The organism is Corallococcus sp. AB049A, assembly GCF_003668885.1.
In the GTDB taxonomy this organism is placed as follows: domain Bacteria; phylum Myxococcota; class Myxococcia; order Myxococcales; family Myxococcaceae; genus Corallococcus; species Corallococcus interemptor.
The window spans coordinates 1-14,384 of the sequence record NZ_RAWL01000216.1; the positions used below are offsets into that span (position 1 = coordinate 1).

Below are 14,384 nucleotides of genomic sequence, written 5' to 3' on the forward strand. Positions count from 1 at the left end.
GCGCGATGTCGCGCTCAATCTGTGCTTCCACGTACGCCACGAGCCCGCCATGCCCCATCCCCATTCCCCCTCCTCGTCCCAGCATCGCCATCCAACCACAGGGGTCTGACACTGACGCGTGAGGCCCCTTCCGGAGCCGGACGAAAAAAACCTGTCCGACTGTCGGACAGGTTTTTTGGCAACCGCCCCCGGGCGGGCGTCACGGAGAACTTTGGGGTGCAGGGGTTTGTTAACGAACGGCGGGGGACCTGCCTAGGATGCGCGCCTTCCTCGTCTTTCACGGAGCTTCGATGGTGCGCACCCGGTTCGTTGGTCTCCTGGCGTTGCTGTTCGTCGCGGTCCCCTTCGTGTCGGGGGCCCAGGATGCCGTGGCTCCGGCGGCCGTGGCCTCTGGCGACGAGGCGACGCACCAGGCGCTTCGCTCCATCAAGCAGGACATGGAGGATGCGCTCAACAAGCAGGATCTGGATCGGCTGCTGTCGCACCTGCACCCGGACGTCGTGTTCTCCACCATGAACAATGACGTTCGCGTCGGGAAGGACGCCATCCGCGCCTACTACGCCCAGATGCTGGGTGGCCCGGACAGCGTCGTGAAGAAGATCAACGCGAAGTTTGACGTGGATGCGCTCACGCGCCTGTATGGCAACTCGGGCGTCGCCTATGGCTCGTCGCTGGACCACTACATCCTCAACGATGGCACCGACCTCGTCGTCAATGGACGGTGGACCTGCACGCTGGTGAAGGAGGGCGACCGGTGGCTCATCGCCGCGTTCCACTACTCCACCAACGTGTTCGACAACCCCCTGCTCACCAAGGTGAAGAACGCGGCCCTGGGCTTCGGGGCCCTGGTCGCTGTCGCCGCGCTCGGCGCGGGGTTCTTCATTGGACGCCGGGGACGCCGGCCGGCGACGGCTTGAGCGTCAGCCGCATGGGCTGGCGCTGGCCGTAGGTGAGCGAGCGCCATAGCCACTCGGCTGGGCCGAAGCGGAAGCGCGACAGCCAGGCGCGGCTGAGTGGAATCTGGATGGCGAAGACCAACAGGGTCAGCGCCACGCAGCGTGACGGCGGCAGCTTGCCGATGAGCCCCAATCCCCAGCCGTCGTACAGCCAGAGGCTCACCACCGTCTGCATCAGGTAGTTGGTGAGCGCCATGCGCCCCACCGGCGCCAGGACGCCCAGCCACCTGCGCCAGCGCTCCTTCTGGAAGAGCAGCGCGAAGGCCGCCACGTACGCCGCGGCGAGCCCCAGGTAGCCCATCTCCTGGATGGCCGACAGCGTGAACATCCAGTGGGCCTTGGCCGGGTCCAATACCCCCGCGACCCGCAGGTGCTGCACCACCACTCCGGCGCCATTTCCCAGCACTCCCAACACCAGTCCCCAGCCCAGCAGCTTCCGGTGCACGGCGCGGTGGCGCTCCACGTCCTGGAGCAACAGGTGCCGGCCCGCGAGCAGCCCCAGCAGGAAACGGCCCAGGATGAAGATCATCCACAGCAGCCGCTTCAGCGTGGGCAGCATGTACTGGAGGAAGCTCGCGTTCGCGGCCTGCGTCGTCCACAGCGAGTCACTGGCGAGTCCCAGCAGCAACTGTTTGCGCGACTGGGCTTCCAGGGCCTCGGTGGCCTTCGAGGCTTCTGCCGCGGCCTCTGCTCCGTGCAGCAGGATGGGACCGAAGTGCAGGAGCGCCGGCACCAGCAGCGGCACCACCACCACCGACAGCGCCACCCAGGCCAGCAGCGTCCGGTCCGAACGGTCCCGGAAGAGGAGCAACGCGAAGCCCAACAGCGCGTACGTGGAGAGCACGTCTCCGGCCCACAGCGCGGTGAGGTGCACCACCCCGATGCCCAGCAGCACCAGCAGCCTCCGGGAGTACACCGGGACGACGGAGGCGCCTCGGCCCTCGGCGCGCTTCAGCTGGATGGAGAACCCCAGCCCGAAGAGGAAGGCGAAGAGCGTGACGAACTTCTGGTTCACGAAGAAGTGGTAGAGCGCGCTGACGGCTGACTCGAAGGGCGGCGCCGCCAGTGCCTGGGCCTTCTCGCGCGGCATCAGGACCCGGCCGCTGAACCAGACGAAGCTGTTCGAGACGAAGACCCCCCACAGCGCGAAGCCTCGCAGCACGTCCAGGAGCGGCAACCGCTCGGAGACATCCACCGGACGGGCGCTGGAAACGGAGTCGGACATGCGCTCAGCAGATGCCTCTGCTCGCTTCGCGTCAACGCATGCGCCGCGTCGCGCTGGGTGGCCTCACTCCTCGCGATGGGATGACGACTTCGAGTGAAGGACTCAGGAGATTCCGAGCGCCGGCACCTCACGCAGGAAGGGCATGCGACGCGGCAGCTTCCGGGCCCAGAAGGACTCCACCGACCTGTGGAAGAGGCGCAGCAGCGCGACTCCGGGCCTGCCGTCCTGGAGGGCAAGCTCCTTCGCGGAGCGGTCCAGCAGTGCTCGGGCCCGCTGGTACTCCGCGCGCACCCAGGCCCGTCCGGCCTCCGCCGCGAGCAGCGAATCGAAGTCCGCCGGATCATGCCCCTGGGCGCGCACCTCCTCCGCGATGTCCTTGGGGACGTTGAAGAGGCCCTGGGCCAGGTCCTCGCGCAGGTCGCGCATCACGGAGCACCAACCCAATGCCGCGAGCAGGGAAGGGGCGTCCTCGGCTCGCACCCGGGCGTCCGCGACGTTCAGCATCAAGCCCACGGACAGCCGGAAGGTGTTTCCGAGTTGGGCCTGAAGTGTCTCCGCGTCCCACCAGCGCCCATCGCGCACCCGTTCGCGGTCCTTGCGCATCGTGCGCACCAGCTCGAACACCTGCTCGCGGACTGTCAGCTCCGCGAGCAGTGCCCTGCCCAGTGCCACAGCGGTGTCGTGGAACTCCGTCGCGGGGCCTGGGGCTCCGGTCTCCAGCGTGCGCAGGAGAACGTCGATGGCGTCCAGCGGTTCGCCTTCAACCGGGCGGTCTCCATCCAGCACGTCATCCACCAGCTGGAGGAAACAGAAACCCGCCCGTGCTCGTCGCGCCTTACGCCAGCGTCCTATCGACTGTTGATACAGCACGAGCGCGATGAGGCCGTAGCGCGGATGCCTCCGCGCGAAGCGGTACATCTCCCGCGCGCAGAGGGCTTCCACCCGCACGGCTTCGAGGAACGACTCCCTCCGGACCCGGGGCGCCACGACTCGCCAGGTGCCCCAGGCGAGCAACGCTCCCGCGAACACGTCCACCAGGTGGTGCTCGTGGATGAGCAGCGTGGAGGCCGCGATGGCCAGCGCCCACAGCGTGAACAGGGTGCTCGCCACCGGGCCGGAGCGTTCGCGGTAGGCCAGGGCCGCCGTGCAGGCGAAGGCGACGTGGAGCGAGGGCAGGTAGTTGCGCTCCAGGTTCATCGTGTCCGCGGCCTGGAAGACGGAGGCCCAGACTCCCGTGACGGCGCGCGGGGGCCACGCCACCTCCACCGGCAACACGAGGAAGCAGAGGGCTCCCAGCACCGTCTCCGCGCACAGCGCCAGCGCGAAGGGGAGCATCTGTCTCCAGGTCCGGAAGATGAACAGGGACAACAGCAGCAGCACGTCCATGCTGACGTACACGGCGGCCCAGCCGGGCACGAACGGGATGTGCTGTTCCATGGGCAGGGCCACTCGCAGACCGCCGGGATAGAAGCCCGTCACCCAGCTTGCGCCGCCGTACACAATGAGGAAGAACAGCGCGAAGCCGAACGTCATCGCCCCGGTTCGTCTCACTTCATGCGAAGTCGGCCAAGCAAAAAAATCCATAGGCTCCATACTGAAATCATTTTTGGATGAGGGCGGCGATTTCTGAGTCATGCTTGAGAGTTGCCATGGGTAGCGCCACCCTACCTCGCCGAGATAGCCAGTTGATATCCTCAGTTTCCCAGACAAGCAAAAGCGCCGCAATGGTGAACCACAAGCGGTGTTGGTGCTAATTTTTTACGGCGCATTAAATAGGGAGGCGGTTGAAAGCGTGCAAATAATGGCTACTTTGTATTGACCTTTCGAAATGTTAGCGAAATGCGTCGACCACGGCGACCCCAGGATTCATTCAATCTCTTGGGTATTTCATGCTTCCATGAATCACGGGAAGGGCCGGTAAGCACAGCGATGCTTCGCCGTTCTAGCGGCTGGACGTGCTTTTTGTTGTCTGGGGACCAGAAAAACATATCCCAAGTCTCACAAAGACTGATGGTGACTACTGGGCCGCGGAAGCACTCTTTACAGTCAATGTGTTTTGATATTCCCTGTTTCTCGACGTACTCGTTGACGATTACTTGGTCGGGAAGTGTGTCCGCGAATCCAAGGGCGACAATTCGTTTCCCGAGCTGTTCGGCCCATGGAGGGAGAGGGCCCAACCTGTCAGCGAAGTCAACACTCTTGGCTTTGTAGTTGTAGGTCCAGCCATAATGCTGAACTCGACGCGACAAGACCGTTAGCCAAGGGGCGGAATCGACCGCTTGGATAAGCTCCAGTTCCTCTTTTTCGGAGATGAAGTTTCTCGATATTGTAAGGCCCGGTATGTCGTCCGAATTCGCATGAGGCGAGGCTGTTGCGCGCTGCAATGGCGGATCGGGAAGTCGCTCCGCGATTCCATCGCAAATAAGCCAAGACCTAAACCGCTCAATGTCGAGGTCAGTGGTTACTGATGTGTCCTGGGGGATGCGCAACCGGATTTCCCCGTCTGCAATAAGGGTGGGGGAATCCGTAGTGAGTAACCGTATAGAGCCGGTCCCCGAAACTGGAATCGACTCATCTCGAATTGTCAGGTAGCGCTGTGCTGCTGGTGGGTGAAAGCGGCACGCAAGGTCAATAGCGGCTTTTTTCGCGTCAGGCCTGTCAAGATCAGCACTTAGCCACCGACCACGGCTGGTTTCCAACCGTTCTGCCCAACGAGAGTTGTCCCAGGTTAGGTGTATTTTTCCAGAGTCGTGCTGCCACTCAGGATCGGCGTCGCTGATGTTTAGCCATGGCTCTCGGGCTGAATCAGGAGATAAGAACTGTCGTGTGCGCACGGCTAGCCGACGACGGCCTTCATGCTTACCGCGAAAGCGTTGCTCAAGGTCTTTGTATCCTTGAATGAGACCTGCGAGCGTAGCGCCAGTCCAAAAAACAACAGGTGGTATTGCCTTAAGGTCATGTGTCCAGGTGATAAAACGTTCGGGCGTGGCACGAAGAAGTACTAGTTGTAGAATCAGTCCGAGTTGGCCCAAGGGTCCTTGGGCAAGGACCATATGCTGATCGTCGTTAAGCAATGCCAGTGTGTCGGAAGTGAAAGTCTCAAGAGGTTCTCTGTTAATGCCATGCTGAAGAGCCCGGTCTTTGATGTCACTTAGCACCGAGGTCGGTCGCCAAGAGTCGCGCAGGTCCACTGCCACTAGTGTGTCAACCATACATCGCCACAATATAGCGCAGTTATCTGCCGATGAATCAGCAGCCGCCATTCGCCATGGTGGGCTATTCCACCATTCTGCACCCAAAGTCGACGCTGGCTTTCGAGCGGGGTGGAAGCTCAGTGAACTACAGAAAACACTGAGCCACGGCGCAACAGCGGGGACAGACCAAGTGGCCATTGCAACTGCGCCACGGAGTTTACTCCAGATGGGAGGCAGTTGGATGAGCTCGACTGAGATTGGATCCTCAGAAACAATGCTTGTGAAATTTAGCTGCCCAACCTGAATGGGCTGTTCTGGGGGGGCAACATTAGAGAAGCCTCGGGCAATACCCATGAGGCGGGCCGCATCAGACGAACTGGATACCAGAAAAGACACTATAGAAAACAATGGTATGGGGCCTGGCCATGCCACCTCGTGGTCCGATGGGGTTATTTTCGCGATTGGAATCTTGGTCCACCTATTCTCCCTCCACACGAGTACTTCGAGTTGTGGCAATTGTGCGGGGTCGATCCATGCAACAACTGCGATACCGTCAGTAGCGTCGTTCTTGGGACTGCCTACACCAAGCCGGATCGGCTTGGTCATGTTTGATGAAGGCCACCACTCGTCCGCAAGGAGGTTTATCCATTCGCGATGATTTAGTGTCAGCGCGAGTCGAACTAAACTCTGTCCGTTAGATGCATCTGGCACCTTTGCGAGCTTCTCTTCACCTGCAAAACTGAGCGTACCTTGGTGAGTCGTGGGATGCATTATCGAACCAGTACTGGCGGAGACGGGAGGTCCACAAGTTGCGAAGGGGTCAAGTGTGGCGGGAAGTCGATCAGAGTGAGAACGTCGCGAGCGCGCGCACACAGCATGTACAGGCGACGTTTGGCGTCTGTGTCTCGACAGGGTAGTGACCGATTCAGGTCGAGCAAAAACACTGAATTAAACTCAAGCCCGATAACGGCCTCTCCGGTGAGGATGGTTACACCTCTGTCAAGTAGATGGATCGCCTCCTCTAGGTTTTTTTCAAGATCGCTCGTATATACGTCGACCCGTTCGCCGGGAAGAACTTTTTTAAGTGCGGAGTGTATGGATAAAGCTTCCGCCTTTCGGTGAACAATCAAGCCAATGGCGTCGCCCCTGTTTTTGTAACGGGTTGCGACTCTGCGTGGGAGGTCGTCCAGTGAGTTCAGTCGAACTAGTCTTGGCACTTCTCCACTTGCTGGACGTTGAACTACAGCAGGAGGGAGCGTCATCGAGTGGTGGAAATGTTCGGCAACCGCAGCAATCTCTGGAGTGTTTCGATGGTTGTCAGGGAGCCGAAGTGGATCGCCTATCCCTGTTGCTGCGCAAATCTCCTTTAGTGAAGAGCGCTGCGTGTCTGTGCTTTGATCTTCATCTGCGAAGATGGTGAGGGTCCGTGCGCCGACTTTGTGGGCCCAGGCGAAGAAGCCGGGCGGCAGATTCTGCCCTTCGTCAATGACGAGGTGATCGAAGAGGTGTCCGGCGCCAATGCGCTCATAGTCTGCAACGATTGTTTCCCATTCATAGGTGAACGTTGAAAAGCCGGGAACATTGGTCGAGAATCGGTGTCGATAATCCCGGCTGACCAACTTGTTCATTGTTGTTGTGGCGAACGTGCTGTCGCCAAGTTGCCGTGCGAGTACCGCTAGCATGCGGTTCTTGGTGACCAGGCAAACTTTCTGTCTGTGGTCTGGACCGGCTAAAAACCTTGCTCTTAGCACGGCGAGAGTTGTCTTCCCGGAGCCAGGCGGCCCAACGATAAAGAGAGATTTGTCGACTGGGGAGTCATAAACCGTCCACTGCGCTCCGATCAGGTCGTCGACTGCGGGCAGGTTCATTTTTTCTACCTGATGTTCAATCGATGAATTGCAGGGCGAAAAAGAAGGGCGTAACGAAGATCGGCAGGGTTTTTTGTTTCTTTGAATCTGTCTATGTGGTCGACCTCAACCGTGAATCCGTGCGCTCGGAGCGCGTCTCTGAATGGTGGGAATTTCTTGTTTGGCTCAGGGCGTGCGCTGTTTGTGTAGAGAATGGCTGCTGGGCCCGGGCCAATTCGCCTTAGGGCGTCAACTATTGAGGATGCTAAATGGATTTCATCTAGTGTTGGACTGGCCAATAGGTAGGAAGCAACTACAAGTGATAAAGTTCCTCTGAGTTTTCCGAAGTCGTGGGTGGCTAGATTGTCTGAAAACCGCCAAGTTGTTTTAGGGTGGAATGCGCCGCGCTTATGCGTTTCCTTGGCGAGATGCTCTCCTAGGCTTCGCATTGCTGCTGCGCGATCTATTCCGTGGTACTCAAATGGCTGGTTTGGCCCGAAAGTCGATGCGAGGGCTAGGCCGGCTGTGAATGGACCGCATCCTAAGTCAATTAATGTGGGTGTTCCGTTGGCCTTGCCGTGTGGAAATAGTTGAGTGAAAGCATGTTCGAGTTCGTCAATGTGGCGGGGTTGATTGTATTTTGCATATAGTAGGGCGCGGTCCTCGCCTGAGAGGTGGCCGACTGGGGAGTCAAAGTCTGCTTGACCGCCGCCAATGACATCCCAGAAGATTTGATTTTTGGGCCAGCCCAGGAATGTGTTTGGGGTTTTGATTGTGCGCGGGTCGTTGTTGATTCGAGAGGTGATTTCGCTGCCAAGTAGTTCGGTGAGCCAGTACGGTCGATTAGCCATCGCCACCCCTTTGCCAATGGAGCCCAGTTGGCACAGTTGAGGCTAGTTCAGTGTCGGATGCGCACCAAGGGTTGCTCGCCTCGCCGTTGAGGGGCAGGAGTGGGACTGCCTGGCGGTGGAGCTGAATGTGATGATTCGGCTGGGTGTTAATTGACCCGAATGCTGCATTGCGCCAAGTAGCACCGCAGGTAGCTCAGTGGTGAACAGAGCATGGACATGGGCCATCCGAAGTTGGGATAATGGTGCGCGAACTCGGTCCCTATATCGGCTGGCCGTTGTCGTGCTACTGCTAACACCGCAACCTCGGGCAGAGAAGCCGCCGGGTCTGCCACGTGCGAATGATTAGCCGGCAGCGTACGTTGTCGTCTTCAGCCTCTGGAGCGCTAACTTAGATATGGGGCTCTTCGTTCTCTGATGCTCTGGCGTGGGGGCGCAGGCTAAACGACCGCGCATGAATCCCGATCGGCTCGGAGGGTAGGCAGGCGCCGGGAGCGGAGGGAAAGGGGCAGGAGCTCGCGCCGTTCGGCCTTGTGTGCGCAAGAACCGGATGAAGAAGCGAGCCCTGCCTCAGGGAAGGCAACAGCTACGCCTGCGATGTTCTGACCGCAGGCGGCTGATTCGCTGGGGAGAGAGGACAGGCTGCCCGCTCACCCTGCGGCGGTGCCTGGCGGTAGCGAAGGTGGCCAGTGGTCAGTCACGGGCACAAGCCGCGCGGCAGCTGCTGTGCGCCACGTCCACGGTGGTGTCCGCGGTCCAGTGCTTCCAGAAGTCAGGCCGAGAAGGCCTCTTGGACGGGCGTGCTCAGAATGGGCAGCGCAAAGTGGACGAGAGCGTCCGGCAGACGCTGTGCCGGGTGCTGGAAGGCACGCCGCAGCAGTCCGGCTGGCGGCGCACCACGTGGACGCGCGAGTTGCTGGTACGCGAGGTGGAGAGGCGAGGCCGGGTGCACGTCTCGCCCGCGACGATGGGGCGTGCCTTGGCCTCGGTGGGGGCGAAGAGAAGGCGTCCGCGTCCCGTGGTGCGCTGCCCCTGGCCTGCGCGCCGACGCCAGCGGCGCCTCTGGCAGCTGAAATGCCATGCGGCCTTGGCCCGGCCCGACGAGCCCGTGCTTTTCGAGGATGAGATGGACGTGCACCTCAATCCGAAAATCGGTCCGGACTGGACGCTGCCAGGGCAGCGGCGGGAAGTGGTGACGCCCGGCAACAACCAGAAGCGTTACGTGGCCGGGGCGCTGGACGCGAGCACGGCCCGGATGACCTGGGTGCAGGGGCAGAAGAAGACAAGTGCGCTCTTCATCGACCTGGTGCGCGCCGTGGATGCCGCCTACCCCGGGGCGAAGCGTCTGCACTTCATCCTCGACAATGCCGCCACCCACTCCAGCAAGAAGACGCAGAAGGCCCTGGAGGAAATGGGCGAGCGGGTGGCGCTGCACTTCCTGCCGCCGTACTGCCCGGAGGGCAACCGCATCGAGCGCGTATGGTGGGACGTGCACGCCAACGTCACTCGCAACCATCGCTGCAAGAAGATGGAGGCGCTCATGGTCGAGGTGGCCGCCTACCTCGACGCACGCAACACGCAGAAGACGGCCAGCCCCCTGCTGCGCGCCGCACCTGCTCGACGCGCAGCTTGAGACCGTTCGAGAATCATGATCCGTCGTTTAGAATTCAAACTGTGGTTCTGTCCGGGTGGAAGGGCCGGGGGCCTCGCCACATGGACAGCCAGATGCGCAGGAAGGAGGGCCGCTCGACGCCTTCATCCACGTAGCGGCCCAGGTAGAGCCAGGGCACCTGCGGGTGCCGGTGGTGTGCCCGGTGGTAGTGGTAGTTGAGGAACACCCAGCGCACCGGCGCCGCGACCTTCAAGTCCCACGCGCCTTCGCGCACGTCCAGCGGTGACCACGCGTGGTCCGCGTACTGGAGCGAGCTCCAGTTCACCGCGAACGCCGCGTAGCAGAGCGCCCAGCCCACGACCGTCAGGTCCAACGCGAAGGCGAGCCCCGCCTGCACCGCCACCATCCCCAGCACCTCCGCCCGGATGGCCGTGCCCGGTGCGTCCTCCAAGCGTCCCAGGTACGCGTCCGCGCCCGTCTGTTCTCCGTAGCGCGTGCCCGGACCTCGCAACCTGCGCAGCAGGCCCGGCGCCAACGCGAACACCAGCGCTCCCAGCGGTACGAACAGCCAGTAGACGCCGGTCAGGATGACGTACCACTGCGCATACTTGAGGACGCGGTGGTCGCCCGGGTGCAGGTAGTCGAACTGCTCGCGCGCCGTGCGGTTGTACCGGTGGTGCGTGAGGTGGAAGGCGCGCTGCAACGTGAACGACGTGGGGAAGAACGTCGCCGCCAGCCGGCCCAACCCGTCGTTGATCCGCTTCAACGGGTGCAGCACTCCGTGCGTCGCTTCGTGCAACAGCGAGAACACCGTGTTGTTCACGTAGGAGAAGACCCCGGCCGCCACCAGCCGCACCCAGAGGGCCTCCGCGTGCGACGCGGTCCACAGGCACAGCGCCCCCGCGCCCATCGCCGCGACGAGCAACAGGGCATTGAGCGCGGCGGGGATGGGCGGAGCGTCATCGGCTCGCATCGTCCCCGTCCTCGGGCAGGCCCACCGCGAAGTCGAGCAGCTGGCGCATCACCGGATCCGCCGTCGCCGTCGCGACGTTGAAACGCAGGTCCTCCAGCACGGACAGGTCGCGGCGCAGGAACGACGTGTAGAGCCACCGCGACACCTTGAGCACCAGCGCCGCCGCGCCCGGCACCCGGCCTTGCCGCGCCGCCACCGCGAGCCGCACCGACGTCCCCTCCGCCACCGGCGTCAGGCTGGCGAGCAGCAACCCCCGCGCCCGGCCCAGGTCGCTCTTCACGGACATCAGCGTGCCGCCGTGCAGCGTGAGCTCCACCCGGATGCGGTTGCCCGACAGCGCCTTCATCAACCGGTCGCTCGCGCCGGTGCCCACGACGCGCGACGTGTAGCGCAGCCGCAGGGTGTACCGGTCCGGCGTCTCGCAGCTGGGCGTGTCCCACAGCTCCCGGTGGTGCACCGTGCGCAGGTGCTCCAGGTCGAAGGAGTTCGCCGCCAGCGGCAGCCAGGGGCACTTCACCGTCACCGGAGGCCCCACGTTCCAGACGTGTTCTCCACCTTCCAGGTCGGGTGGGGGAAACAGCGCCTGGGGGCCGTTGAACACCAGCACTCCTCCGAAGCGCTCCTCCACCGGCCAGGCCCGGGGACCCGGGAGGGCGGACACGTCGCTCCTCCCGGGCGCGGCGCGGCAGCGGCCCCCTCCGTCGAAGCTCCAATGGTGCAGCGGACAGCGCAGCAGCTCGCCCTGGACTGTGCCGTGCTTGAGGTGGGCCCCCAGGTGGGGACAGTGCGCGGAGAGGGCGTGGACCCGGCCCGCCTGGCTCCGGAAGAGCACTACCTCCTGGCCACCCACCTGGACGCCCAGGGTCTGGCCCGGCCGCAGGGCCGCGGACGGAGCCACCAGGTACCAGGAACGGGGGCGCGAGGGCCCGGGGAGGCGGTCCGGAAACCTCCCGGCCAGGACGGGAACAGCCATGCCCGGACCCTACCGGACCCGGTGTCTCCAGGGCCACGGGGGGCCGGTGGAGGCTGGCTTTACGCCCGGGTTCCTGGTTAGTCAGGCGCTGGTGGAACCGGGCGCGCCGCCCCGACGGGGTGGGCCTGGGAAGGGACGTGTGACATGGCAGGCGATACGGCGGGCAGCAGTCGGGGCGGTTCGGTGCGGGGCGGCACGCTCCAGGTGGTGCAATCCCTGGCGGCGCAAGGCGAGCCGGAGCGCGCGGCGCAGCTCTACGAGGAGCTGGGCGCGGCGCAGCGCGAACGCCTGCGCAAGGAGGCCGCGCAGGGCTCGGCGAAGGAGCGCCACTGGCTGGTGGACGTGCTGCGCCGGGCTCGCGACTTCACGGGCGCGGCGCGGCTGCTGGACGGCAGCGGCGACGACGTCTCCGTCGCGGACCTGTACGCCCAGGGCGGTCAGCACGTGGCGGCCGCGGAGGCGTACCTGCGCGCGGGCGAGGTGGAGAAGGCCGCGGCGGCCTTCGAGCGGGGCGGGGCGCTGGAGCGCGCGCTGGAGGTCTACCGGGGCCTGGGGGCCCGCGAGTCCATGGCCCACTGCCTGGTCCGCCTGGGCCGCCCCTTCGAGGCCGCGGACCTCTACCACGAGCTGGGCCAGGCCCACGCGGAAGCCGAGGCCCTGGGCGGCGTGCTCGCGGAGGATCCCCGCTACGTCGAAGCCGTGCTGCGCACCTGCAAGGTGCTGGACGCTGGCGGCTTCACGCACCGGGCGCTCGCGGTGCTGGCGGACGCGCTGAGCAGCTCCGACCACCTGCGCGCGGATCCGGTCCTGGTGACGGAGAAGGCGCGGCTGTTGCGGCGCATGGGCCTGGACGTGGAGGCGGAGGCGCTGCTCGCGCGGCTGGCCGCGGGCGCGACCGTGCCGGAGGCCAGCGGCTACCGCTTCCTCAAGGCCATTCCCATCTTCGGCGAGCTGCCGCTGGAGGACATGAAGGACCTGTACCGGCTGGCGCGGCCCGTGACGGCCACGCCGGGCTCGGTGCTGCTGGAGAAGGGCTCTCCCGGCACGGGGCTGCTCGTGCTGCTGGAGGGCACGGTGGACGTCTTCTCCGGCAACGAGCCGAACGCGCGGCACCTCAACACGCTGGGGCCGGGCTCGTTCCTGGGAGAGATTTCGCTCGTGCAGGACGGGCCCGTGTCCGCGAACGTGCGCGCGAAGACGGCCGTGCGCGCGCTGCGCATCACCCGCGAGAGCTTCCAGCACTTCCTGGCCACGCACGACGCGGCCTCGCTGCACATCTACCGGCTCTTCACGCAGAGCCTCGCGGCCCGCGTGCGCGCACTGAGCGGGTGAAGACGGCTTCAGGCGGCGCAAGGCCTGAAGAGGAGGCAGGCGAGCACGGCCGGGGGCCTTTCGTTGGACCCAGGTCCATCCCCATCCTCCTGGACAACCCTCCTGCCCGGAAGGATGTCCCGATGGCTTCATTCGACGCACTGAGACAACAGGCTCGCGCGAACTGGCGCACGTGGTTGGCGTGGGTGGCCACGCCCATCGCCGCGCTCCCACTGCTGGGCGTGGGCAGCCGTCGCCGCATGGGCCTCGTCGCCGAGGTGGCCGCCGGGGCCGTGGGGCTGGGCGTCCTGTCCCTGACGTTCATGGCCCTGGGGAAGCTCCCCCGGGCGGCCGCCAGCCCGGCCGCCGGCAAGGCGTGGGAGCGGGCGCCGAAGGACTTCCCCATCTCCGGCTCGATGGTGCCGGAGGAGTTCTCCGCGTCGATGCTGTCCGGCCACTGACGCGTCAGGGCCGGCGCTCGATGCCGATGGCGATGGCGGGGCCGGTGAGGGTCTCTCCCGTGCCGTCGGAGAGCGACACGATGCCCAGGCTGGCGGAGAGCACGGTGGTGCCGGAGCCGCCGGTGCCCTTGACGAAGCTGCGCACGCCCAGCTCGCCGAAGTTCCAACCGCTCGCCGAGCCTCCGCCCGCGCCGAAGAGGGAGAGGCTGGGCGTGAGGGGCACCTGCACCTCGCCGCGCCCGGAGCCGAAGCGGAACTGGTTGTCGCGCGAGAGGATGGCGGAGCTCCACGCGAGGTGGAACCCGTCGAGCGCCCCGAGCCGCAGCACCTGCTGGAAGGTCGGCCCCGACTTGGAGTCACACACGTCCCGGGCGTTGATGGGCTCGTAGGTGATGGGGTCGTAGTCGAACAGGGTGACGCATTCCTTCTGACCGAACTGCGCGCCCACGCCGAGTCCGATTTCCAGGAAGGCGGTGGAGTACGCCGCGGCGGCGTACGCGGAGCCCGGCGTGTGGCGCAGGCCGGTGCCCAGGCCGAAGCCCACGGGCTCCAGCTGCGCGCTCAGCACCAGGGGCAGGTCCCCCGGCCGCCACGCGATGAACGCATCCAGGAGCAGACCGCCCGCGCGAGCGGAGTGGCCCGAAGCCGTCTTCGCGTCCAGCGCGAGGAAGGGCCGGGCATGGAAGCCGTAGCGCAGGCGGGGCACCTGGGGTTCGGGGAAGAAGAGGCGCGCGGTGGCGGGAGCGTCGGTGACGACGGCGGTGTCGCCCACGCGCACGTTCTCACCCCGGCCCAGCCGGGCGATGGCGGAGTCCTCGCGCGATTCGATGACCTTCAGCACCACCTCGCGGGAGTCCTGCGTGCGCACGCGGACGCGGGTGCCTTCCCCCAGGCCGGCCCGGGCGCCCCCGGAGAGCGTCACGTCGCCATTGTCCACGGCGGTGACGGTGACGCGGGTGGAGGAGGGGACGGCCGTGGGAGGCG

12 protein-coding genes are annotated in these 14,384 nt (G+C 64.6%); 4 read left to right on the top strand and 8 right to left on the bottom strand.

Going from position 1 to position 14,384, the window contains the following annotated elements; translation table 11 throughout:
- Window positions 1–290: 290 nt before the first annotated feature.
- A complete protein-coding gene (locus tag D7X55_RS22525; protein WP_120550356.1) occupies window positions 291–917 on the top strand; it encodes an SgcJ/EcaC family oxidoreductase in 627 nt (208 codons plus the stop codon).
- On the opposite strand, the gene D7X55_RS22530 is transcribed toward D7X55_RS22525, so the two are convergent.
- The 5 genes from D7X55_RS22530 to D7X55_RS42945 all read right to left on the bottom strand — a co-directional run bounded on the left by D7X55_RS22530 (window position 880) and on the right by D7X55_RS42945 (window position 8,073).
- On the bottom strand, window positions 880–2,181 hold the full coding sequence (locus D7X55_RS22530) for a DUF418 domain-containing protein (RefSeq protein WP_121724142.1): 1,302 nt from the start codon (window positions 2,179–2,181) through the stop codon (window positions 880–882). The genes D7X55_RS22525 and D7X55_RS22530 overlap by 38 nt on opposite strands.
- A 102-nt stretch (window positions 2,182–2,283) precedes the next feature.
- Window positions 2,284–3,714 (bottom strand): phosphatase PAP2 family protein, encoded by a 1,431-nt coding sequence (locus D7X55_RS22535; protein WP_233609998.1) that lies wholly within the window; start codon window positions 3,712–3,714, stop codon window positions 2,284–2,286.
- 272 nt (window positions 3,715–3,986) lie between these two features.
- Window positions 3,987–6,146, bottom strand: a complete 2,160-nt coding sequence (locus D7X55_RS45770; RefSeq protein ID WP_121724147.1) for an alpha-ketoglutarate-dependent dioxygenase AlkB — start codon at window positions 6,144–6,146, stop codon at window positions 3,987–3,989.
- On the bottom strand, window positions 6,146–7,243 hold the full coding sequence (locus D7X55_RS42940) for an ATP-binding protein (protein ID WP_147470173.1): 1,098 nt from the start codon (window positions 7,241–7,243) through the stop codon (window positions 6,146–6,148). Before D7X55_RS42940 ends, D7X55_RS45770 begins: the two co-directional genes overlap by 1 nt.
- Before the next feature lie 5 nt (window positions 7,244–7,248).
- On the bottom strand, window positions 7,249–8,073 hold the full coding sequence (locus D7X55_RS42945; RefSeq protein ID WP_147470174.1) for a hypothetical protein: 825 nt from the start codon (window positions 8,071–8,073) through the stop codon (window positions 7,249–7,251).
- 664 nt (window positions 8,074–8,737) lie between these two features.
- Here D7X55_RS42945 and D7X55_RS22545 point away from each other — a divergent pair.
- Entirely contained in the window at window positions 8,738–9,703 is a 966-nt protein-coding gene (locus tag D7X55_RS22545) for an IS630 family transposase (RefSeq protein ID WP_121724148.1), read from the top strand.
- 34 nt (window positions 9,704–9,737) lie between these two features.
- On the opposite strand, the gene D7X55_RS22550 is transcribed toward D7X55_RS22545, so the two are convergent.
- Window positions 9,738–10,655: a fatty acid desaturase gene (locus D7X55_RS22550; protein WP_121724144.1), complete on the bottom strand. Its 918-nt coding sequence runs from the start codon at window positions 10,653–10,655 to the stop codon at window positions 9,738–9,740.
- The gene (locus tag D7X55_RS22555; RefSeq protein WP_121724145.1) at window positions 10,642–11,628 is read right to left on the bottom strand and encodes a Rieske 2Fe-2S domain-containing protein; all 987 of its coding nucleotides are present in this window, start codon (window positions 11,626–11,628) and stop codon (window positions 10,642–10,644) included. Before D7X55_RS22555 ends, D7X55_RS22550 begins: the two co-directional genes overlap by 14 nt.
- Window positions 11,629–11,772: 144 nt before the next feature.
- Between D7X55_RS22555 and D7X55_RS22560 the strand changes: the two genes are divergently transcribed.
- Together D7X55_RS22560 and D7X55_RS22565 are read left to right on the top strand one after the other, a co-directional pair.
- Entirely contained in the window at window positions 11,773–12,960 is a 1,188-nt protein-coding gene (locus D7X55_RS22560) for a cyclic nucleotide-binding domain-containing protein (protein WP_120550336.1), read from the top strand.
- Between the two features lie 122 nt (window positions 12,961–13,082).
- Complete coding sequence (locus D7X55_RS22565) at window positions 13,083–13,400, top strand: hypothetical protein (protein ID WP_147468463.1); 318 nt, start codon at window positions 13,083–13,085, stop codon at window positions 13,398–13,400.
- A gap of 4 nt (window positions 13,401–13,404) precedes the next feature.
- Here the strand turns inward: D7X55_RS22565 and D7X55_RS43475 are convergent.
- The coding region (locus D7X55_RS43475) for a hypothetical protein (RefSeq protein ID WP_158626409.1) at window positions 13,405–14,384 on the bottom strand (980 nt) is incomplete at its 5' end.